The 21,739-nt window shown below is 52.0% G+C and carries 19 protein-coding genes; 10 read left to right on the top strand and 9 right to left on the bottom strand.

The annotated features are described in order from the left end of the window. Positions 1–43 precede the first annotated feature (43 nt). The gene (locus tag ACNO8S_RS18685) at positions 44–409 is read right to left on the bottom strand and encodes a hypothetical protein (protein ID WP_420183099.1); all 366 of its coding nucleotides are present in this window, start codon (positions 407–409) and stop codon (positions 44–46) included. Between the two features lie 637 nt (positions 410–1,046). Between ACNO8S_RS18685 and ACNO8S_RS18680 the strand changes: the two genes are divergently transcribed. After that, complete coding sequence (locus ACNO8S_RS18680) at positions 1,047–2,270, top strand: copper amine oxidase (protein ID WP_228841615.1); 1,224 nt, start codon at positions 1,047–1,049, stop codon at positions 2,268–2,270. A 455-nt stretch (positions 2,271–2,725) separates the two neighbouring features. On the opposite strand, the gene ACNO8S_RS18675 is transcribed toward ACNO8S_RS18680, so the two are convergent. Continuing rightward, positions 2,726–2,932: a hypothetical protein gene (locus ACNO8S_RS18675; protein WP_228841613.1), complete on the bottom strand. Its 207-nt coding sequence runs from the start codon at positions 2,930–2,932 to the stop codon at positions 2,726–2,728. Positions 2,933–3,110: 178 nt separating this feature from the next. Between ACNO8S_RS18675 and ACNO8S_RS18670 the strand changes: the two genes are divergently transcribed. Next, positions 3,111–4,223 (top strand): hypothetical protein, encoded by a 1,113-nt coding sequence (locus tag ACNO8S_RS18670; RefSeq protein ID WP_050036655.1) that lies wholly within the window; start codon positions 3,111–3,113, stop codon positions 4,221–4,223. Positions 4,224–4,354: 131 nt separating this feature from the next. Here ACNO8S_RS18670 and ACNO8S_RS18665 read toward each other — a convergent pair whose 3' ends face one another. After that, positions 4,355–4,615 (bottom strand): hypothetical protein, encoded by a 261-nt coding sequence (locus ACNO8S_RS18665; protein ID WP_050036656.1) that lies wholly within the window; start codon positions 4,613–4,615, stop codon positions 4,355–4,357. Positions 4,616–5,357: 742 nt separating this feature from the next. Here ACNO8S_RS18665 and ACNO8S_RS18660 point away from each other — a divergent pair. From ACNO8S_RS18660 to ACNO8S_RS18650, 3 genes are read left to right on the top strand one after another with little or no spacing between them, the layout of a single operon-like run. After that, positions 5,358–5,831 (top strand): PrgI family protein, encoded by a 474-nt coding sequence (locus tag ACNO8S_RS18660; protein ID WP_023842893.1) that lies wholly within the window; start codon positions 5,358–5,360, stop codon positions 5,829–5,831. Between the two features lie 27 nt (positions 5,832–5,858). Continuing rightward, positions 5,859–6,980, top strand: a complete 1,122-nt coding sequence (locus ACNO8S_RS18655; protein ID WP_420183098.1) for a hypothetical protein — start codon at positions 5,859–5,861, stop codon at positions 6,978–6,980. A gap of 7 nt (positions 6,981–6,987) precedes the next feature. Then, on the top strand, positions 6,988–9,381 hold the full coding sequence (locus ACNO8S_RS18650; RefSeq protein ID WP_420183097.1) for a VirB4 family type IV secretion system protein: 2,394 nt from the start codon (positions 6,988–6,990) through the stop codon (positions 9,379–9,381). Positions 9,382–9,964: 583 nt separating this feature from the next. Here ACNO8S_RS18650 and ACNO8S_RS18645 read toward each other — a convergent pair. The 3 genes from ACNO8S_RS18645 to ACNO8S_RS18635 all read right to left on the bottom strand — a co-directional run bounded on the left by ACNO8S_RS18645 (position 9,965) and on the right by ACNO8S_RS18635 (position 12,948). Further along, positions 9,965–11,353, bottom strand: a complete 1,389-nt coding sequence (locus ACNO8S_RS18645) for a hypothetical protein (RefSeq protein WP_420183096.1) — start codon at positions 11,351–11,353, stop codon at positions 9,965–9,967. Between the two features lie 438 nt (positions 11,354–11,791). Continuing rightward, the gene (locus ACNO8S_RS18640; RefSeq protein WP_023842890.1) at positions 11,792–12,139 is read right to left on the bottom strand and encodes a hypothetical protein; all 348 of its coding nucleotides are present in this window, start codon (positions 12,137–12,139) and stop codon (positions 11,792–11,794) included. 80 nt (positions 12,140–12,219) lie between these two features. Then, entirely contained in the window at positions 12,220–12,948 is a 729-nt protein-coding gene (locus ACNO8S_RS18635; RefSeq protein WP_014030623.1) for a S16 family serine protease, read from the bottom strand. Between the two features lie 95 nt (positions 12,949–13,043). Here ACNO8S_RS18635 and ACNO8S_RS18630 point away from each other — a divergent pair, with 95 nt between their 5' ends. The 4 genes from ACNO8S_RS18630 (at position 13,044) to ACNO8S_RS18615 (ending at position 18,095) form a co-directional block, all read left to right on the top strand. Continuing rightward, positions 13,044–14,042: a hypothetical protein gene (locus ACNO8S_RS18630; RefSeq protein WP_064288956.1), complete on the top strand. Its 999-nt coding sequence runs from the start codon at positions 13,044–13,046 to the stop codon at positions 14,040–14,042. A gap of 52 nt (positions 14,043–14,094) precedes the next feature. Further along, positions 14,095–15,471: a hypothetical protein gene (locus ACNO8S_RS18625; protein WP_420183095.1), complete on the top strand. Its 1,377-nt coding sequence runs from the start codon at positions 14,095–14,097 to the stop codon at positions 15,469–15,471. 60 nt (positions 15,472–15,531) lie between these two features. Then, on the top strand, positions 15,532–17,352 hold the full coding sequence (locus ACNO8S_RS18620; RefSeq protein WP_420183094.1) for a hypothetical protein: 1,821 nt from the start codon (positions 15,532–15,534) through the stop codon (positions 17,350–17,352). Between the two features lie 194 nt (positions 17,353–17,546). Continuing rightward, positions 17,547–18,095, top strand: coding sequence for a hypothetical protein (locus tag ACNO8S_RS18615; protein WP_050036662.1), 549 nt, complete (start codon positions 17,547–17,549; stop codon positions 18,093–18,095). Positions 18,096–18,781: 686 nt separating this feature from the next. On the opposite strand, the gene ACNO8S_RS18610 is transcribed toward ACNO8S_RS18615, so the two are convergent. From ACNO8S_RS18610 to ACNO8S_RS18600, 3 genes are all read right to left on the bottom strand, one after another. Next, positions 18,782–19,078 (bottom strand): hypothetical protein, encoded by a 297-nt coding sequence (locus tag ACNO8S_RS18610; protein ID WP_050007970.1) that lies wholly within the window; start codon positions 19,076–19,078, stop codon positions 18,782–18,784. A 754-nt stretch (positions 19,079–19,832) separates the two neighbouring features. Continuing rightward, complete coding sequence (locus ACNO8S_RS18605; protein ID WP_004592295.1) at positions 19,833–20,003, bottom strand: hypothetical protein; 171 nt, start codon at positions 20,001–20,003, stop codon at positions 19,833–19,835. 34 nt (positions 20,004–20,037) lie between these two features. Next, complete coding sequence (locus ACNO8S_RS18600; RefSeq protein WP_014030614.1) at positions 20,038–20,436, bottom strand: type II toxin-antitoxin system death-on-curing family toxin; 399 nt, start codon at positions 20,434–20,436, stop codon at positions 20,038–20,040. A gap of 502 nt (positions 20,437–20,938) precedes the next feature. Here ACNO8S_RS18600 and ACNO8S_RS18595 point away from each other — a divergent pair. Beyond that, positions 20,939–21,469, top strand: a complete 531-nt coding sequence (locus ACNO8S_RS18595) for a hypothetical protein (protein ID WP_420183093.1) — start codon at positions 20,939–20,941, stop codon at positions 21,467–21,469. Positions 21,470–21,739 lie beyond the last annotated feature (270 nt).

Raw genomic sequence — 21,739 nt, 5'->3', positions numbered from 1 at the left:
GTCTGGTCTTGCTATCGACCACAGACCTCTACGATGGTTCCACTTACACGAGACGAGCGAGGGACTGCTTGATGCGAAGCCTTGGACTGCGTGGTGCGACGACTTCAATCTCGACGACACAAGAACACAGTAGCAACAGCTCGCCACACGCGGGGCATTCCTCGTAGTCGCAGAACCGATGATGTATCTCGCCGTGCTCGACACCACACGCAGGACACGACTGGTCACGCCACCGTTCGAGGTCGACGGTAACGGCCCGTTCGTTTGTCTGGAGGACTTGCAGCTTGTACGTGAGATACTGGCTGCCCTCGCCCCACGGGATCGGGTCATGGGCTTGCCCGTCGACGTAGTACCGCTTGTCGACACACGCCGACGCTGACCGTGGCCGCCGGCAGTCGGGACAACACATCTATCTCTCACCCCGTGGACGCCCCGCAAAAACCTCGCCACTCGTCTGTGATTGTCGGTGCTGGGAACGAATGTCTGGGCGGTTGTCGGATTCGGTGCTTGGAGACTGTTCGTCGACGGACTGCTGTTCGGTGCTCATGTTCGGGCAACCCCTCACCCCATCGGGGGGACACAAAATTGTGGAAAATATCATCACTAGACTGCACGGTCAAATTGTAGCCCTTACATGGACGTACCAGCGAAAGAAGGCGCAAAAACCCTCTCGACTATTCTGTTTCGAGCAGTCATTGACCACAGCAAACCAATGACGGTATCGAACTCGCATTCATATCATAGCTCGCTGAAGGGCGGTAAATACACGAAATGAAACTAGCTGAATACTATATGATTTTATTCTAATACCCACACATAATCAAGTGATGAACTTCTAGATAGTTTCAAGTTTACCCCATCTATATATCTACTTGTTAATGCAGCGACGAAGTTTGCTTACAACAGTTTCTGCTGGTGCAGCATCTGTACTGGCAGGTTGCACTGGAATTCTTTCCAGAGAGGATACGACCCCCGCCTCTGAATCGTCCTCCACGCCTACCTCCACTCCCAAACCACAACCAACGGTTACGTGGTCCGAAGACTGGGTGAGCGGCACTAAGTATCGAGTAGATGCGACTGTCCAGCTAAATGGGGCTGAAAAAGTACTTGTTAAAGAGGGAACCACCTCAGGAGAGACTATCGCCACGATCTCCGCAAGTGGAACTCACACGGTTATCGGCCCAGACACAAATGAGGGTCCAATCGAGATGGGGCGCATACTCTTTCTCGTACGGCCAACTGAGTCGGAACTCGAGGGCATGGACACAGTCGACACCGTTGGGAGCTTCTCTGTTGGCAGCCAGGAACAACCAACGTTCCCGCTCCACTTACGTGGACTTCGCGGAAGCACTGATCCGAACCTCGAAACGAGTGGGACACTCTCTCGAACGTTCAAGAGTCAGTCAGGTGCTGGCCCAACAGCGCTCTCGCTTGAGATTCCAGAGGTTCTCTACCAGTACTACAAAAACCGGGATCGAACTCGCAAATATGGTGCCTACGTCTCCGACACCTACGATGATCAGTACATCAAGGGAATAGTGAGCGAGTTTGAGCGCTACGGGAAAGAGAATGGCCTGAGCGATCCCGGCATCATCAACCACATGATGGCGTTCGTTCAGAATCTGGAATACACCACAGACAAAGTTTCTGCCGGCTACAACGAGTATCCGAAATATCCAGTCGAGACGTTAGTGGATAAGGAAGGTGACTGTGAAGATACCTGCATTCTTCTAGCTTCGATGCTTGAACAATTTGGATACGGGTCAAAACTTCTGGTCTTCCGTGACAAGCAACACATGGCGCTCGGTATTGCTGGCGCTGAAAACATCCCCGGGACATACTTCGAGAAAGACGGCCAGCGGTACTACTACGTTGAGACTACAGCTTCAGGATGGGAAATCGGACAGCTGCCACCGGATATGGACGGTGGAACACCCGAGTTCCGACCAATAAACGACAGCGGTGTACTGGTATGCTCGTATGCCGTTAATACGCCTGCCTCTGGTGGTGCAGCTGTTGAAGTGAGTATAAAAAATGTCGGCGATGGGGCCGGCACTGCTCAGGCGACGGTTGGCTTCCAGAACCCAAACGACGAGTTGATCGCATCCAAGCAGAGTCAGCCGGTACAGCTTGGTCCGCAACAAGAGCACACTACCACTCTAAACCTATTACCCCCAGATGACCAGCAATTACGCGCGAAAGTGCAAGTATCTCTGGATGGTACTGTGCAAGATACACTGGTGAGTGACTGGCGAACTCCGCAGGCCTAAGCATTCCTCTACATTGAGGCACACTGTGTTAGTCGGACAGGCTGGGCTGTGAGTGTGGATTTACTCATTTCACGGAATAGAGAGGAGAGGCAAGGGTCGAAGACTAAACAGTTCGTTGGGTCACGGCTAACCAACACAGAGCAATAAATGCCGCAGTTGTTGGTTATCTAACTATACCAAGACAAACTGGTTTGCTGAGCGCGGGCCATAGGGCGTTTCCCGACGATGTCCTTGTCATCAGATGAGATGCTTGATAGACTCGCCATCTCGGGCTAACTCGGACTGCTCAGGTGAGACGTCCGTATCACGTCTAGTGAACGATTCCGGTGAGACGGCCTGTTGCATTGCGTTGAGCTTTGACCGAAGTTGGCCGCTCGTCGAGCGGACCAGCTCATCATCAGGCCAGAAATGTACTTCGAGCCCGTCGAAGCGCGTTGCGACTTGGTGGACTGCGTTCAACTGATTAAGGGCGTGTTCGACCCAGTACTGGTGTCCTGCATCCGCTGGAGTTTCTTGACAACGTCGTCATAGCCGGCTTGCCCGGCGGCGGTGAGACACTGCTGGAAATTCGCGCCACTGGGATTGATTGGTTCGTGGAAGACGACGCTCTCACCGAGCGCTCTGAAGTAGCTGAGCAGCCTGTGAAAGTCATCTTCGCCCATCGGCGGGTATGTTCGACATCGAGATGAACACCGACACACCGGCCTTCTGCACCTCGTCTACCGCTTGCCAGCGAGTTATCGGTGGCGTAGCTACCGCTATCGCTCTAATAAGTAGACTCTGTGGATATGTGAAACGCTTGTCCCCATTTTATCCCATTGGGGATAGTTTGATGCAGGGATGCGAATTTACCAGTTCGACGATGTTGATTCTCCTCAAAATACTACTGAGGCTAAATCGGACCCAATTATTCCTGCTGGTGAAGAGGACGGAGAAGGGGAAGCGGAGTTAGAGAGGTGGCTGAACGAAACCCCAGAGGCGATTCTTGATGAGCCCATTCTCTTATTCGCCCGGCAACCAAGCCTGTCTACAGGGATTCCCGATCTGCTGGGACTGGACCGGTATGGGAATGTAGTTGTCGTCGAACTCAAGCGTGGAGACTCTGGTTCTGGATCGGCCTCTGAGGCGAGTATCATAAGCCAACCTCAGCTCTACGCACAATCCCTTGACCGGTACGACTACAACGATCTCGATAACCTCTACTCCGAGTATCGGGGCAAAGAGTGGTCAGTACAGGACGTTGTGGGCGAGCACAGTTCCCTGTTGACTGCGTTTAATGCCTTTTTTGAGACTGATGCCAAACCCTGGGAACTGAACCAAACGCAGCGACTTGTTATCGTCGCAGAATCGATTACGGGTCAAACGCGCGACTCTGCCCGGTGGCTTCGGGATCGAGGTCTTGACATACAGTGTGTGGAGGTGCAACGGTTCCAGTTCCCGTCTGGCAGGAGCGGCTTCGGAGCGGTCACTGTCATTGATTACGACGAATCACGTTCACAGCTATCTGCGCCATCAAAACCGGGTGACCGGGTATTCACCACAAATGTGTTCACGAGGGCGTTCCCAGACATCCAAGGCTTACTCTCTGTTCAGAGCATTGATCCAGTCCTTGGTAACCTCTCGACGAATTACCCATATCTTGAAACAAGGGCTGAGACTCACCCGGACTCGATCCGGTATGCATTGCGTGTGAACCCATACGATGATCAAGAGATCAAGGTCGCAATTGATTCATCCGGAAATGATAGTGGGGCCGTTGAGAGTCTCCGAAAGCACAGTAGCAAGTTCGAGTGTCGTGGATTCACGGTGAGTTCTAGAACCTCAATGCGGATTATTGTTGACACTTGGGACATTGAGTGCATCAAGGACCTCCGTGACGATGCGTTCATACATCGCGTTGCAGAACGCTACGCTGAACTGGTCAAGATAGGACATCAGGTACTCTCAACATAATAGATTGTACTTCGTAGCGGGTGTCACCGATGAAGTCGGTTAGCTCACCAGATAACAGAACTGGGCCCAGTTCTACTGTAACGAAATAACTGGCAATCTACTGGACGAGAAAACACATTTACTATCGGACATCATTGGAGTGAGCGATGCCCTTCATTGCGGTTGACCCTGTTGACAACCGGCCTCGTATTCCAGTCGGTGTTGGTGATGATGAGAAAGTCCAGTGCCCTGTCTGTGATGACGTCCTCCGGGTTCGAGATGGCCCCAGTATCGCCCCACTCATCGACCAGAGAGTATGGAAACAGTGGTATCAAGGGGGTGTTCGTGACCGACAGTCTAAGCAGGATGGCATTGATCCCCCTCCAACGGCGTTCGACGATGTTCAGTGTCATGAATGTGGGAATTATTTTTTCTGGAAGAACGGGTATTCAGAGTGCCAGAACTGTGGTACTGAGATTGACTGGGAGTGGAACATAGCAACCAGCCATATCTCAAAGAACTCAACCCCTGAGGACATATAGCCGTTATTAACTAAATAGACTCACCAGCCGTTGCAGGCTCTTTGTCTGAGTCACAATATACTGATATTTGTGTTGATAAGTGCGTAATTAGATTATTATTGATATTAATAATCTAATAGACGATTTTATATTGGATAGCCCGTCCCCAATTTCGAACATACATTGAATTGAATAACAACCACCCTCGGGCGGTACTGGAAATGAATGGATGGGCCGCCATCGAACTGGACGCTAACGAAGCCGATTGCACGTATCTGGTACGCCTGTGACGGTGGGTTAGGGTGGCCGGGAGTCTCGCGCGGCCACGGGCCACTTGGGCGATCACCGACGACAGCAAGCGACAGGCGTGCGAGCAGGCAATTGCTGAACAGGGCTACGACGTCATGGTGTGGGATCGGCGGCTGGCGTTACCCTTCGATGCGACTGAGCGGTTTCTGGCGTGGCTTGGCGACCCGAGGCCCGCGAGTGCGTACAAGTGGGCGATGGAGCGTGAAGAGTACGATGGCAGCGGGGTAGTGTCCTCCACCGAGTTAGTGAGTAATCCTACGGGATGAATGAAGATAAATTTGAACGGGAAAATTTATTAATTTAGGAACTTTGTAAAGAAGTATAGATGAAAGCGGTACCGATTCCGGGAGAGATTCTCCGGACAGACGTTTTCATGGGACTGACATTTGATGAGTTAGTCATACTTGGCTCAGTACCGCTTGTAATGGTATTTCCCAGCCTGTTCATAGACCAAATTCCGCTGGTGGCTACTCTGGCGTTGATTGGGGTGTCGCTTCTTGGTGTGATCGCAGTCGTAATCAGAACACCTGAGGGTCAGAAACCACTTGAATGGGCTCCTGCAGCAATTAAGCGACGACTTACACCAAACGAGTATTACCTGAAACCGCGAACGCGTGAACGCGATTCTGTGCCAATCAAGAATCGCGTTCACACAGCGTCGCAAATTCAGTCAGAAACGTGTGAGGAAGATTTTGAATGGGATACATCCGTGTCTGACAGGCTCTCCATTCCCTACCAGAATGAGTCGAGTCACACTGGCAATGAGAGCAACTCGGATAGGGACAGCAGGCAGGCATAATTAGCGGCGACAAGACACAATAACACTATGACACCTAAGGAATCAGGTTCCGGAATTGCAGGGGGCGAAGAAACGGCGACTGAGAAATCAGAAGAACGCGGCAGGGACGAGCCAGCTATGAACAATGACACAGAAGTACAGGAGGCAACATCTGAAAAAACCGGATCCGGTTTCGACGGAGTATCGGCGACCACCGACAGTCAGTCTCATCACGAGTCAGGTCGGGCAGATTCACCAGCCAGAGGCTCAAAGGAGAGTCTGACTGAGACCGACAGTTCCGGGGCAGTCGGGGTTGCAGATTCTGCGACAGAAACGAGTGTAATTGCACCACCCCAGCAGACCGATTCGACAGAGCAAGGAGCGTTAGCGATACCAAACTACGCGCAGGATTTGATTGATTTCGAGTTTGTACTCGAATCTAAAGACGACTACCTCCCAACTGGAGTCAATGGTGCCGGGATGATTGTCAAGGATGAGGATGAGTACGTCGGCATTACTGAGGTTCAACCTCGTTCGTGGTCAATACATACGGAAGAAAAGAAGTCCGAAATTATCGAGGCATTCAAATCGAGTTTCCTTGCAACACTCGATTTCCCGATACAGATAGTTGCCTATCCAACAAAGTTCGATATTTCCGATCACGTTGACCGGCTCAATGATGTCATCTCTGAGGACCGGAATCGATCAACTGATAGCAAACTGGTAAATTTGGGTCGTCAGCTGTATCCGAATTGGCTTGAGCGTTTTATCCTCGATAACGATATGAAACAGCGACGATTCTACATCGTGATTCCAATATCGGCCGACCAAATAAATCAATTCCAGAATGTTGACTCTGGATTACTGGATACGGCCGCTGAAAAGTTCGGTCCATTGGCACCAATCGCCGACTTCTTCGGCAGTTCAGACAACAGAAATATCAGTAAGCAACAATGCCTTCGGGAGCTTGATACGCGTCTAAATAGAGTTGAGCGAGCGCTCCAGCGGTTCGATGTACAGACTGAGCGTCTAGATGACCGTGACCAAGTCATGAGCGTGCTATACCACTATTACAACAACGAACAACCCCTTAATGACGTATTCCTGAATGGTCCGTATTCTGTTGAGTCTGGGGACGAGCAGACACTGACTGCCTACATGGAGGACTGAATTTCCTATGCAACACCTGATAATGTTCCAGACTGGCGGCATCGCGTCAATGACGAAATCCGTGTATGCACTGTTCGGGTTCGAGTGGGTGGTCAACACGTATGGCGTCTGGCCATCTTTCGGATTGCTGTTTGGCGGGGCTATGATACTTGGGGCAGCTGGAATCGCTATTTCAGAGGTTCTATCTCAGGATGGAAGACAATCGGCAACAGCAGGCACCACGCTTTCCTCAATGCTGGGTTCCAACGGCTCCAAGACCTCAGTCGATACTGCCGACGACGACGTAGTGACTGAGGCCGCACGCCGGCTACAACAGTCAGACGAAACGATTACTCAAGAAAAGCTGTCACATTATATTGAAAATGTCAAACGAGATCAAAACAGCGATCAAAACGGACGGACGGGGGTAATCAATGATCCTATTGAGCGCTCTGAATCGGCCGGATTGGCTGTGTCTCCTGAGCGAATAATCGAATCAAAGAGTTATATCAAACGGCTCGGAGACCAAGGAGCTGAAAAGTACGCTCGATCACTTATCATCGCTGATTACCCGAGTCGTGTGGCCCCCGGCTGGCTGGATAAGCTGTTCACCAACGGGCTGTCAGTCAATGGAACCGAGCTCCGCTTGTCCTATCACATTTTTCCCCGCGACTCTGACAAGATGCAACAGAAACTCAATGTTCGGGCAACGCGGCTTACCTCGCAGATCCGGCGGAAGAAGAGCGACGGGAAGCTCAACACCATCGAAGAAGAGAACCAGTTGCAACACGTTGAACGTCTCCGAGAGGGGCTAACAGAGGGGTCAACGAAGCTATTCGACTTCGGGGTGTATTTCGAGATTCTAGCTGACGACGAGGATACCCTCAAGGAAGGCACGCAGGAACTCAAGCAGATTCTTTCACAAGTGAACGCAAAGGTGACAACACTCTACGACCGGCAGCTTCAGGCACAACAGTCGATGGCACCATTAGCAAATGATCAGATCCGGAACACGCAGATCATGGATCTTGATGCATTGGGTACTGCGTTCCCGTTCACTGATAGGTCAGTCGTGGAATCGACCGGTGTTCTGATGGGATTCCATATGTCAACAAACGCTCCTATTGTTGTAGACCGGTTCGAACAGTCGGGGCATAATATGTTAATATCTGGGAAAATTGGATCCGGAAAGTCATATCTGGCCAAGCTTACTCTCTGGCGGCGCCTGATGATGGATCCGGAGACAGAAGTCCTGATTATTGACCCCGTCGGTGGTTTCAGTGATGTTGTCGAAGCTGTGGACGGGCAGCGCGTGACCATCGACGGGCGGTCACGAATCAACCCTCTCGATATCAAACAGGTCGATAATATTGATGACGTTGAAGGGGACCCATACGACGACAAAATCCGGAGTGTAATGGGATTGTTCGAGTCACACTTCCAGGGAAAACGAGAGCTCAGTAAAGAGGAAGAGGGCGTGCTCCGCCGTGCAATCCGCTACGCATACCTTGAGCGAGGGATTACCAAAGACGTTAGTACGCACAACCAGCAAAGCCCTGTAATTCAGGACGTGTTAGACGTTCTTGCACGAATGGCAAATGGTTCACCACCCAGTGAGTTCCTCAACGTGCCAGAAACCGTTCAGTCAGAGATTACGACAATCAATACCGAAACCAGTATCGAGGACCGCGAACAAGCTGAACGGCTCGCAGACTATGCTCAAAGTGTTCTCCTTGGGTTGGAGGAGTTTAAAAAGGGAGGACAGCGGGCAAATCTCAATGGAGACACAAACGTTCATCTGCAGGACCGGGTTGTTCAGTTTGACCTTTCGAGTGTTGCTGATGGGTCAAACGAAGGGCTGATTATGCATATCGTGCTCGACTGGCTCTTCCAGCGGGCAAAGGCCAATACTGGAAAGATGGTCGTGATGATCGACGAGGCGCACTATATGCTCGGTCACGAACAGGCGCTGGACATGCTAAACCTGTTTTCTCGGCACAGTCGCCATTACGGGAGTGGTCTGACGCTTATCAGTCAAACTGTCGACGAGTTCATGACTGATCCGAAGGCCAAAGAGATCTACGACCAGTGTGACATTCGAGCACTGATGCGACACCAAGACATCGGCGAGGAGGCCATTGATGCCCTTGACTTGACACCGCGTGAACGGGACTTCGTGCTGCAAGCTCAAGCCGGGAACTCGGCGGACTACTCTGAGTCGCTTCTTTCCGTGTCTGATGCCGGGAAAATGCGAATGCGGGTGATGTCGAATGACTTCGAGCACCACGTCATAGATGGTGATATGAACGTGTGGGCTTTCTTGTACGATAACGATCTTATTGACTGGGGAGATATTCCGGACCACGAAGAGCAGGCAGTCGAGCAGATTCTCAATATGAACGCTTCCAGCGCTCTCTCCTGACAATAATAGCGATGGTCCCTCGTCGATATACAGGCTTGGAACGGAGTACTTCCGAGAGTTCAAGCAACGCTTATCACATTCATTCTTTCACCGGTGACTCCTTCTTATAGCGGATGGCAGCCAGCACATACCCACGGAGACATTTCCGGACCCCAACAGTTCAGTTGGTATGGTCCTCGTTGGTGGCGACCCTTTCACGGTGAAAGTGTGATATCTCCGACGAAGTATGGTTGTCCCACTGACTGTCCATACAGTAGTGCTCTTCAACAAACTCCGTGTTTGTCGGTTTCTTTCATGTCGTATACCGAATGAGACCTCCTTCAGCAGATTTCACTGCTGTATTGAAGTGCCCTCCGAGCAGGGTCGAATGATGTCAGATTTGAAGCAATAAGTCTCAGCCGCTCATACGGCGATCTGAGCGGTTATTTCCGAGTCAAGCACCACTACCAACGGGGCAGATCACACCGAACACCGTATACTCGTCTGTACAGTCTGTACGGCGCATGAACTGACAGTAAATGAATATACACGCAACCCCTCTTTCAGTCGTGTGCGAACTGAACGAGTAATGATCTGAGACGACTCACTCGAAGAAGCCAAAGTGACGGATGTAACCGTACAAGAACAAAAGCGGTGTTATCAATGCTAGTGTTAGTACAAGTGAATGGAGGCGAGATAATAAGATAACGTCCGGGATGAATGTCCGCTCTGCTGATGACTTGTCATAGAATGCCCCGTTTGAGATTGATTGAAAGTCGTCGTGGTCTACAGTGGCCTGAACATAGGCGTTTACACGGGTGGCCTCCACATTTCCGTTTGCATCTGTTACAGCATTACCTGAGGCAGTAGGTGACTTCGGGACTGCCCCTTGAAGATTCACTTTACGGCCTGAAATAGGCTGGCCTGTCTTTGGGTCCTCAACATGTATCTGCAACGAATCCCCGGAGTTGACTTGTCGTATAGTCACACTGGGTTTGCGCCGCTCCACTCGCGTATCAACATCGACAGGTACCGGTTGTCCATGGATCGTGACTAGGTCTGTCACAGGCTGTTTCGCATCGGTGATAACAATGCGTTCGTATGCAACTGGCTGTCTTGGCGTAATTTTCACGTTAGCGTGGAGCGATTGTGAAACGTCGACATTGTACCCCTGATGTCCGATAACCTGAGTCTTATCCGAGCTAGATCCCACTGCTGTCACTGTCGGTTTTCTGTCCATCCCAACCAGCCGCGTCTGTGGAACGTGCGGCGGACTCGGGTCAGTCGAAACGTCACCATCTGGTTCATATAACGTCACTGAATCATACTGTCGTGTTGAATACGTCCGCCACGTACCATCTACTGAATGGTCGGAACCCATCGCCAGATAGCTCCAGAGCTTCCGGTCTTCGAGTTTCGATTGAGATACAGTTCGTCCGTTCCGTGGTCCTTGTATCTCAAGAATAAGATGCTTCGTATTACCTTCGGTTTCAACAACGGTCTGTTCCACATCAATATCTCCCGCGTCTGTCACAACCACTTCTTGACTATCACTAACCTGGATGCGATCAAACCGGTACCTATCATCAACCCTCTGTGATTGGTCCCAGCTTCCGTCAGATGGACCACCGCCATATCTACCGTGTGGGTCCCAGTCGTATTTTTCTGTTATGCGCTCAACTCTGACTGTGATTTCGGCGTGAACAGTGAGTTGCTGGGGCGAGTTCGACGAGAGTCCACTGTAAGAAATCGTATCTCCCCCAGAGATACGCTTACCATCGACAGTAACCCAGCGATCCATCTTCGTGTGCAGTTCATACTTCTTGCACGTCTGGGAGCCATCGAGGTAGACTTCCTCGTCTCTCCCGTCTTTGTCAACATCCCAGTCAGCAGTATCGTAACTTTTGCCCGAACACCAGTCGTCTTTCGGAATGTCTTCTGGGACGCGATAATCCGCGTGGTTTAGGACTGTGCCGTCGGCGCCAATGAACATCGGTGACGAGCCAGAACTGAACTGAGGTTGTGCACCACCGTAGATCCCAAGTAGGGTTACGTGTGCATTTTTTATCAGTGCAGTGTTTCGTTGATCCGATTGTGGCATGGTCCGTGAGTGACGCACGTTGGTGTCTAGTCGAGATAAACTATTACGTTGATACTCATGCAGCTTGGTGTCGCTAATTTCGTACTGTGGCTTACTTGTCCGAAACGTAAGGTCGCCAATCTTCGCAAATGTCTTCCCACCATCACTCAGGTCACCGGACACTGAATCTGGATCTTTATCGATATCCCCAGAGAGAAAAACCCGCTCTTCCGCCCCTGATAGCGACCCCTGTGCGGGTAACGACAGGGCGAAAACCACCAAAAGGATGAGTCCTGTGGTCTGTGCGAATCGATGCATGCTGTTGAAACCGATGTGGCCGCTGTTTCACACCTAAATGAGGGCGTTCAACAACTGCACCGCCGTCACCACAGCGGTGGCCCCAGCGACGCCAATGAAGGAGTTGCGGATTCGCTTCCGGCCCTTGTCGCTCTGTTCACTGTCAGTCCCAGCTGTCATGTACTGAAACACACCGAAAGCGCCGTTCGGAATTGCCACCGCACTGATGACAATCGCGAGGAAATCGCCGACCTGATTCATCTGATCTTTGAGTTGTTGTTGCTGTGCGGGCTGTGCTGCGGCGGGACTTGCGAAGACGGTAAGAAGCACGAAGGTCAGAACCATGACCTTGCATATTTGTTTCATGTCAATCCTCTCTATTCCAGCTCTCCACTGTGCCATATTATCCAGATAGATCTACTATAAAATAAGTCTAATGATTTCTTAGACTATTAAGTATTTATTAACATATATTAGAAGTCTTAGTTTAATTTTGCCGTCTCAGTCGGGCATTCGGCAGTACGTTCCAGAGTATAGTTGGCCGCTTCACCAAAGGTGGCAACCTCGACGACTCTAATGCCTTCTACATTTACCGCTTGCCCCTGCGGAACCGCAAATACAGTAACACCACGTTCTTTTGCTGCAATGGCCTTCTCACGCACGCGTTTTACTTCAACGACTGTTCCAGACCGCGTCAAACCACCAGTCATTGCGACGCTTCTGTTCAATTCAACACAAGGGTTTGTTGCGGCAAATCCAGATGCCAACGAAAGTGCAGCACTCCCACCACCAACAGTATCCCAGCTCTCTGGGGGCTTGATCTGGATGACAATTCCATCATATGGTGGTGGATACTGACTCGCGTTGGCTACTGACCAGGCACGCGCGATGGAGCGTTGAACCGTAGCAGTATGTGCGACCGGCGACACATCGAGATAGATACCGCTTGCTGGGATAGCTTCTATCTCCGCTGGCACGACTGTTGCTTTGCCTTTGCCCGTGTTGTACGCATACAATGATGACGTGGCAGATGTCGCACCGCTGCGTGATTGGTTCGCACCTGCAAAGACGGCTATAGACGCTTGCTCCTGTTCAACAGTCTCAACACGATTTTCAAGCGAACCAGCCCGATTATTGACTGCGCCTGTCCAGCTCAGATTTAGAACGACTATGGCAATCAGCAACAAGATGAGTGTACGCTCCGTATTCACGGGACAGTCCTCTATATCTACGAAGTAATAGCTAGTATATAATAACCTTTAGGTTAGTGGAATAAATATCTAAATACACGAGTAGAATATTTGAAATGCCGTCTGACAGGAGCAAAAAAAGGCCGAAGCCGACAATGAAGCAGGCTGCTGTGACTCATGCAGTGGTGCCTGCAGCGTTGCTCCTTCAAATTGACTTCCCGGGCATCCCCGACCTGTACCAACTATTCAAAAACGGAATCGAATGGTTCCTTACGAACGTCGTTTCGGGGCTTCTAGATGCTCTTTCAGCGATATTTTCTCTCGGTTATGAGATGTTCCTTTTCTACCCGAACCCGGCGGACGTTAGCGTATTGAATACGCTCTGGGAAATCTCATTCAGTGCATATGTAGCAATGGCTGGCCTGTCGTTTCTATACATCCTCTTGATGGCACAGTATTTCGCGGGAACGGATTCGGCTGACCTACAGCTACATCTCGAAAAAGTGACAAAGTACTTTGCAGTGATTTTCATCTCACGCGAGTTAATAGCGTTTTTTGTTGCCTTCACGCACACACTCACCGGGCTGTATTATCAAACATCGTATGATCTCAGTATTGGCGTAACTATTACTCGGGCTATAATAGATGAGGTCGGCCTGTACGTCGGCTACAACTGGGGAGTACTTGCTGTGGGTCTTATGCTCATCGCCGGGCTCGGCCTGATACTGATACTTGTCCTACGTATGTTAATAATCTACGTGACATACGCGTTGCTCCCACTCTTACTCGCATTCAAGCTCGTGAATGTCGGGCCATGGAAGCGTGTCAATGTTATGGGTGAGAAATTCATCAAAGTGAGCGCGAAATTAATGCTGTTTGGAGTATTGGTAACAGCGTTAATCTGGTCAAGTACACTGCTGACTGATTTCAGCACGTACGATAGTGCCTCCAGCGGAACGTTTGCCGGCGGGGCCGCGGTTGATGACTCTCTGCCTGATGGTAGATTTTCGACGCACGGACAACTTGCACAGTATATTCAGGACTTCTTTTTGCTCATCACACCTTTGCTGATGATCGACTTCGTTGGGTTCAAACTAATCATGGATCTGTTATGACGGGACCCTGTCCAGCCGACGCGTATCGACAATTCTGCAACGGAGGGAATCAATGAGTCTCGCGTTTCGGATCCAGTCTGTGCGAGAACACACGCAATTGCCTCTCACTGTCGGCTCCGACGCTACCGGACGGTCGGTCCCACTCGCTCTCGTCGGTCTCAGGGATCCCTTTCGGGACTTCGCCAATAGCGTATTCGCTGCCGTATTCGATCTCATCGTGAAGTTATTTGCAGATATCATAGATGAGTTCCTCCGCATCAGTCCTGCGCACCTCCAGCAGTTGGAATCCATATATCAGATCAGCGTTACTATACATTTCGCACTGCTTTTAGTGTATGCAGTATCCGTCTTTGGGTCGTTCCAGCTGTTCCCCAGCACAGAGAAGACAGATCCCTATCGGTTCGGTGTTCGCGCTCTCGCCGCAACGACATCCATCTGGATTGTAAATCCACCGGGCGGGGGCGCGAATCTCTTTGGGAAGGGTGCATTTGCGTGGGCCTTCGTGGTCACGAATAATCTCTCCACATGGTATCTCAGTCAAGTTGGTACGTCTATTTCCTTCCAGAGTGGCACAATCGCTGGTGCGCTGAGCGGGCCATTTATGTTGCTTGCAGTAGGCATCCTCATCGGCAAGGTCATACTTCTCGCTGAGATCATTTTGCTGGTCCTGCTCGTGGCACGGCAGGTGTTAGTTCTAGTCACATATGGGTTGTATCCGGTCCTCATCCTCCTCTGGGTTGTCGACCACGGGCCACTGAAATACGGGAATAACCTCGCGTCGAAGATGTTCAAGACTGCAGTAATGCTGTTGGCTGGTGGTGTCCTCATAGCGGCCGTATTTACCGTTGGACTCGGTCTCATCGGTGGCAGTAGTCAGATATTCGCCGGTGGGACGCCAGCGACCCACCCAACAGCGCAGGGACCACCAGTCCAGGGCGGTGTGTTCGCTAGCTCAGGTGGTGGTGATGTACTGCTGAATTTCCTCATCAAGGCCGTCATCATCATCGGGATTCTCGTCCTCCCGACCCTGATGCTGACACAGATGTTGGGCGCCGTCGGAACTGCTGTTACAGGCATTGCACAGGCTGGTGCCGCGGTTGCAACAAGTGGTGCAAGTGCTGCCGCATCAGTCGCTGGACAGGGCGGGAAGATGGTGGCAAAGAAAGGTGTCAAGAAGGGCGTCAAAGCGACTGCAAAGAAGAGCATGAAACAGGCCAAAAAGGGCGTCAAAAAGCGTGCAAAAAACGGCTTCAAGCCGGGTGGAAAAGCTGGAAAGTCAGGCACGGGTCGGTCTTCCAGTACGATGTCGCCTAACGCACAATCACTGACGGATGTCTCGACAGCACAATCCGCGCAACAGGCTGAACCGGATGATTCCGAGGCGGATAGTGAAACGGGCTCACGACCACAGCGAGGGCCGTCCGATTGACCGTATTATTTCACATCTAGATAGAAAATATTAATATGGGAAAGAGAAAAGGTGAATTAGATGGCGGAGTCGGGGCCCGAGCGTCTGGAGGTGGAGTCAACGTACGGCCAGGTGCTGGCTGTACCATTCGTAGCTCCGCTGCTGGTCGTTGACGTCGGGCTTGAGAGCCTCATCCAGTGGATTAATGAGCAACTGTTCAACGCAGTGTTCGAACTCATCGAGATCCTGTTTTCAAGCGTTCTCTCCGAGATGCTGAAGCTGGAGCCGTCGATGCTTGACCAGTTCCAGAGTATGTGGGACCTCTCGATGGTGATTTACTTCTCGTTGTTGACTATTTTCGGCCTGTCCTATCTGGGACTGTTCCAGTTGTTCCCGGACAACGAGAAGATGGACCCGTACCGGTTCATGTCACGCGCGCTGGCAGCGACGCTCTCGCTGTTCATCGTCAATCCGCCTGGAACTGGCACACTGTTCAGTCGCGGGGCCTTCGCGTGGGCATTCTCGATATCCAACGCGAGCATCGATCTGTTCCTCAAAGGCGTCAATCTGAACGCTAGCTTGCCGAGCAATCCCGTCGCACAGACCTCTGTAGGGTCGTTCGTGATGTTGCTGTACGGAATCGGGATTTTGCTCGTCGTGGTGCTCTCTCAGATTGTGCTGTTCGTCGTTCTGGTCGCCCGGCAGGTCCTGGTGTATCTCACCTACGGGCTGTTCCCGCTGTTAATCATCTTCTGGGTGGCTGACGTCGGGCCGCTCAAGTACGCCAAAGAACTCGCTGAGCAACTGTTCAAGGCCACGGGAATGTTGATTCCGGGCGGGATACTCGTTGCCGGGATCTTCGCTGTCGGCACGAAGTTCACCACCAGAACGCTCTCGACGTTCAGTGGCGGTGGCACGGGCGGAACGACGACGGCTGTCTTCGCCAGCGGGCCGAACCCACTGATTCAGATGGCAATGCCGGCCATGGCAATCGCTGCGATGTGCCTGCTAAGCAACGTGCAGCTCTTCATGATGTTTGCCGGCTCCCTCGGCGGTGCTGCAGGGGCCGCTGCCGGTAAAGTGTCAAAAGGCCTGTCCGCAGGCAAAAACAAAGTTACCGGTGCAGTCGGCATCGGCGGCACCGGCGGAACCGGCGGTTCAGGCCCGACGCCACCGTCTCAAACGGGTGTTGTCGCATCGACTGTCCCGATGGAGGGCAGTGCTACCGACTCCCAGTCAGGGTCGTCCGTGACCGACAACACGGCCCAGGACCTGTCAGCCACGTCGGCAGTGGCTCCGGAGGGCGGCGGTACTGATTCGCAGTCTGGGACTGATACTACTCAGCCAGAGAATCCATCTCAAACCAGTGGGCCATACAAAATGGCACCAGTCTCGGAAATGAAATCGGGGAGTTCTGGTGGAGGCGCAGACGACAGTGGGCAAGCGTCACCGCCAGACCTCACAGAAATGGATGCCGACACCGACCCAGAGCAACTCGGCACGGCCTTCGAAAACGCCACTGCCGAAGAGCGAGGGGAGTTCCTCCAGCAAAATATGCAGCAGGATTCAATGGGGTCGGGCCGCAAACTCCTCGGGAAGATGATGGGGCCAGCTGGCGGCGCGGTGGCCGGTGCCGCCGTCACCGCACTCGGACTCTCTGGTGGTCTCGCTGTCACCGCCGGGACTGTCGCCCTTGCCGGGACAATCACCTTCGCTGGCGAGCAAATGACCAAGAAAGGGATTCGAGACGGCATTTCCAACACGGTCTCTGCCGTCTCAGACCTGACCGTTGGCTCCTACTCCGAATTCAAAGAGAGCATGGCTGACGCCAGAACTGCCTACGAAGAGGCTTCTAGCGGTGCAGGAAATGGAGGCAAGCACGGGAGTAATCGGTTTGATTAAAAATACAAATTAATAAAATGAAAATAAATATACTCGGACATGATAGCCAGGCAATCGGCGTAGAAGTGTATGACGAGAGGGACGTTCGTCACATAGTTAATGTCGAATGGACGGGCGGTATTGAAAAGCATACACTTGACGAAGATTCGTATCCGTTTGAGAAAGAAGACCGAACCGACGAAGAACAGCGAATAATGACCCAGGTCGAAGCTCGGGCACGGTTCGCCGCCCAACAGGAGTTCCCGGACGCGGATATCCTGAGCCCGATGTGGCGGCCAGAACACATCAAGGCCGGCATCGAAGCGTTCAGCAACTATCCCATGGAAGAGTTCCTGGAGGACTTCCGGGAGTACTACGACGCCCTTCGAAACCCGATGCAGTATATCAACGACAGTCCCGTCAACGAAGAGTCGATCATCGTCAACCTAGCCGTCCACTTCGATGACGGTGAAGTCCTTGAGGTTTCAGACGTAGTTATCGACTACAAACTCACCGATGGCAGTGAACACCGCATCGGCGCTCCTCCCTCCTACCCCAACAAGGAACTCATCTTCGCGATGCCGGAACTGGAATTCGCCGATGGGTTCGAGTACGAAGAGGAATTCGCCGACGTGATTATGTCACACTTGATGGCCCAGATACGGGACATCTACCTCAACATGGGCGAAGACCCACCAGCCGAATACCGGGTCGAAGGCATCGGGAAACTCAACATCGTCGGCGACGGCATTGGCGCGACCTAGAACTCTGACACAATCGCAGTCCTCCGTGGCTCTGAGCCAAAGTCGGCGACCGTTACGACGACTCCCAGTCAGGGTCGCCGTGACCGACAGCACGGCACAGGACCTCTCAGCCACGTCGGCAGTGGCTCCGAGAGGCGGTGCGGGCGAGGGAATCACCAGAGGCTCCGAATACCTGTATCCAGATGACCACACAGAGTCACGGAAACTGACTAGCATCCTTTATGCGGCAGACGTAGCACAGTGGTACCGGAACTCCTCCTTCCCGGCTTGATCGGATTCGTGCTCGTGATGATTGCGGCCTACGCCGGTTCACTTCGGGCTCTGGAAGTCTACTTTCATCCGGAACAGGACAGTATCTTTCTCTCGGACGACTACGAACCCCCGGTGAGCAGTAGCCCGCTGTATCGACCACGAGCTGAAGGTTATGCTGAAAGCTGGAGGCAGATGTCCCTCTGCTTCAGACTCATCGACAGATGTGTGTTCAAGTGTATCCACCGTTCATGCTGTCGAGCCGAATACCGCCTATGACAGACTATCGGCACTCATCTGGGGGGGAGTTTAGTGTACTATTTGACGTAGGAAGTGCCACGGATGGATTGATTACATTCTGCGACCACTGAGCACCTCTGGTATACTGACCAGCGATTGGGTGAACAATTTTGTTGTCGTCTGGGTGATTGAGCCAGCTATCCTGACCCGAAGAGAGACCTCTTCTGACGAAATACGGAGAGCAATCCGAGAACACCGCAGATGATAAACAGCCCAGCGAGGAGGAACCAATGACCATCAAGATACTGTAGCGTACCGACTAGAACAAAACCAGCATACAGAAGCGGCTGATAGAGTGGATGATCTTGAACACCGTCCACCGTCGTTGCGAGCAACATTGGAACGACAACTATCCAGAGGACAAAAGAATATACCGTTGGTGGCCCGTTGTATATGAATTCAAAATAGGTGGCTGCACCGATCACCCCCAGCATCAGTAGTGTGGCTCCTGGACGGATTCGGTTCTGGAGGGAACGGAGGGCGGTCATTCAGAGTCGTTATTTTTTATCGACACATATCTATCTGCCTGTTGCTTTCTAGTTGCTGGTCGTCTCATGAGCCGGTGTACTGACCCCCAGTGACCACGAATCGAATGAGAGTTCGTGTGTCTTCGCCTTACGAGATCGGGTGTAAATCAACCTAGCAAGATGGAATACGTCGACAGAGACATTCACGGACTATCTGGGAATTCATTGCCCACCACGGGAACGCCCCGCAAAAACCTCGCCACTCGTCTGTGCTCGTTGGTGCTGGGAACGAATGTCTGGGCGGTTGTCGGCATCGGTGCTTGGAGACTGTTCGTCGACGGACTGCTGTTCGGTACTCATGTTCGAGAACCTCCTCACCCCACCGGGGACACAAAATTGCTTCCAGTACCGCCGTTAGACCGGCATCACTACAGCGGTTCGACCCACGCAGGAGCAGCGTCGTGTATGCCACGGAAACCCAAGTTGTCGGCAGCCTCGACAAACACGACCACGTCGCCGACGCAACACGAGCATAGACCACGAAACGCAGATGTGCGCGACGATTGTGCTGTGCTGTCGTATTGGAAGCAACCGCTATCGGCGTGGAGAGTTCAAGATGGGTTGATCCTTCTACGAGAGGGCAAAGGCGTTCACAAAAGGCGACCGAGTAGCCACTAGTCGCGAACGACGCTGGACACGAAAACGCAGAACGTGGGGCTTCTCACTCGTTTTCGAGCGCTGCGTAGATATCTGCGTGGCGACGTCCATCGAGCTTCCCCATTTCAAGCGCAATCTCGCGGCGTTCGGCGTCGCTTTCGGCCGCCTGATATCGCTCGTACAACTGACGGACTTCCTCGTCAATCGCCGTCGAGGAATCGGTGCTAGACGCCATTTCTCTATCTATCATTATCCAGTGTATCGGTTTATCAGTTGCGGCGAGCACATGCCCGGAAGTAGATGACTGCAGTGTCTACGTCGACTGTGGTTTCGCCGGTCGCAAACCGGTGTAAGAGCGCTCGAATTTCATCACCGTACTCAAACGTGTATCCGTTCAGCATGTAGAAAACGACCACTGTTCGGAGTGCCGTTCGCTTGTTTCCGTCGACGAACGGATGCTCCGAAACGAGTAGTCGCATCAGATGGACCGCCTTTTGATGGATCGTCTCAGGCACTTCCCCGAAGAACCCCTCCGAAACGTACTGTAGTGCGGATGCAATCGCGTCCTCTGACCGGGCCCCCGGTTCCGTGATGTCGCCTTCTGTCACGACCTGGTCGTGGAGCTCAAGGATGAGTTCGACAGAGGGATACGCGAGATCGTCAGTCACAAGCCCGACTTTTGCATGCTCCTCGTTAACCGTTTCTCAACTGTCGAGGTTGAGTCTCTCTTGTGGGGCCTACTGGCAGTCGGGGCAACACATCTACCTCTCACCTCGGGGACGCCCCTGAAACACCTCGCCACTCGTCTGTGCCTGCCGGTGTTGGGCACGAATGTCTGGTTGGTCGCCGGCTTCGGTGCCTGAAGGCTGCTCGTCGACGGACTGCTGTTCGGTACTCATGTTCGGGAAACCCCTCACCCTATTGGGGGACACAAAATCGAGGTCGTGAGAAGGCAGTTTGTGCCCAAATCTACCAACCTCATGCTCTGAAGAATATTGAATCCGAACACTAGATTCGGATGTCTATCTCTTCGGTTAATCCTCCGTTCAGAGATTAGCACCTGCAGTTGTTTGAATGAGGGTCTCGATAGTATCTCGGTGTATATGCTACTATTCTTTGGGATGGATTTTTGTGGGTGTACTCGAAAATACCCAGTGTAGTGAGTATACAATGGGTGAAGCAAACAAGACTGTGAAAGTTGACGAATCAGTCCACAACGAACTGAGTCGACTCAAAGATCAGTACAACGTCGATACTTTCAACGACGTACTCCGACATGAACTGGAACTTGTACCGGGGACGATCGAGAAACTCACAGGCTATCTCCCTGCGGAGTTCCGAGAAACGGTCAAGCGCGCTATTAATGAAATAGATTCCATTGGTGATTTTGAAAAACGTATGACCGAAGATCCTGTGTATGGGGCAGACTTCCAAGACACTCCAACGCTCCAATTCCGCGCGGTGAAAACGAACAAAGTCATCGCGGAAGTAACAGCAAGCGAGACTGGATTCACAGTTTACTATCTGAATCAGGACGGGAAAATGGCGACCACGGGCGGGGGGCTTGTTTACTCAGATGGACGACTATCCTATGGCCACGGGAACGGAAATTATTATGACGATTGGGAAGGGGATGACGTGATCGAACTATTAAATCGCCGGGTATCAGGCGCATATCGTGCTTGGGTTGAGAGTCAGTAGTACCAGGAACTGGTGGCGGTAGCATCAGGCGAAAGCATTGAGATTGGTTCCGGTGTAACGTTTTATAAAATTGAGCCCATCAGTATCTATTTATATGAAATTGCTAAGATAATATTATGGGCAAGGCCAGTGTCAATTGTACTAAGTGTGGGAAGGGTTTCGAGGTAGACACTCGCTACTTCCAGATGTTTGGTGAGGATCCGTTTTGTCAAGACTGTTTGATTCACACTGAGTGCCAATCCTGTGGTCGAGGGCTTCGGTTGCAACCGT

The organism is Haloarcula sp. KBTZ06 (genome assembly GCF_048595605.1).
GTDB classification, from domain to species: Archaea; Halobacteriota; Halobacteria; order Halobacteriales; family Haloarculaceae; genus Haloarcula; species Haloarcula hispanica.
Note: the sequence above shows the minus strand (reverse complement) of the source record. Positions and strands in the feature narration are given on the sequence as shown.

Excerpts from the sequence above, each read along its gene's own strand:
- ACNO8S_RS18650 (WP_420183097.1), top strand. The coding sequence starts at position 6,988 with ATGCAACACCTGATAATGTTCCAGACTGGCGGCATCGCGTCAATGACG.
- ACNO8S_RS18645 (WP_420183096.1), bottom strand. The coding sequence starts at position 11,353 with ATGTTCATTGGCGCCGACGGCACAGTCCTAAACCACGCGGATTATCGC.
- ACNO8S_RS18640 (WP_023842890.1), bottom strand. The coding sequence starts at position 12,139 with ATGGCACAGTGGAGAGCTGGAATAGAGAGGATTGACATGAAACAAATA.
- ACNO8S_RS18655 (WP_420183098.1), top strand. The coding sequence starts at position 5,859 with ATGACACCTAAGGAATCAGGTTCCGGAATTGCAGGGGGCGAAGAAACG.
- ACNO8S_RS18630 (WP_064288956.1), top strand. The coding sequence starts at position 13,044 with ATGCCGTCTGACAGGAGCAAAAAAAGGCCGAAGCCGACAATGAAGCAG.
- ACNO8S_RS18625 (WP_420183095.1), top strand. The coding sequence starts at position 14,095 with ATGAGTCTCGCGTTTCGGATCCAGTCTGTGCGAGAACACACGCAATTG.
- ACNO8S_RS18675 (WP_228841613.1), bottom strand. The coding sequence starts at position 2,932 with ATGGGCGAAGATGACTTTCACAGGCTGCTCAGCTACTTCAGAGCGCTC.
- ACNO8S_RS18595 (WP_420183093.1), top strand. The coding sequence starts at position 20,939 with ATGGGTGAAGCAAACAAGACTGTGAAAGTTGACGAATCAGTCCACAAC.
- ACNO8S_RS18660 (WP_023842893.1), top strand. The coding sequence starts at position 5,358 with ATGAAAGCGGTACCGATTCCGGGAGAGATTCTCCGGACAGACGTTTTC.
- ACNO8S_RS18685 (WP_420183099.1), bottom strand. The coding sequence starts at position 409 with ATGTGTTGTCCCGACTGCCGGCGGCCACGGTCAGCGTCGGCGTGTGTC.
- ACNO8S_RS18670 (WP_050036655.1), top strand. The coding sequence starts at position 3,111 with ATGCGAATTTACCAGTTCGACGATGTTGATTCTCCTCAAAATACTACT.
- ACNO8S_RS18620 (WP_420183094.1), top strand. The coding sequence starts at position 15,532 with ATGGCGGAGTCGGGGCCCGAGCGTCTGGAGGTGGAGTCAACGTACGGC.
- ACNO8S_RS18665 (WP_050036656.1), bottom strand. The coding sequence starts at position 4,615 with ATGACACTGAACATCGTCGAACGCCGTTGGAGGGGGATCAATGCCATC.
- ACNO8S_RS18610 (WP_050007970.1), bottom strand. The coding sequence starts at position 19,078 with ATGCTGGGGGTGATCGGTGCAGCCACCTATTTTGAATTCATATACAAC.
- ACNO8S_RS18605 (WP_004592295.1), bottom strand. The coding sequence starts at position 20,003 with ATGGCGTCTAGCACCGATTCCTCGACGGCGATTGACGAGGAAGTCCGT.
- ACNO8S_RS18615 (WP_050036662.1), top strand. The coding sequence starts at position 17,547 with ATGACCCAGGTCGAAGCTCGGGCACGGTTCGCCGCCCAACAGGAGTTC.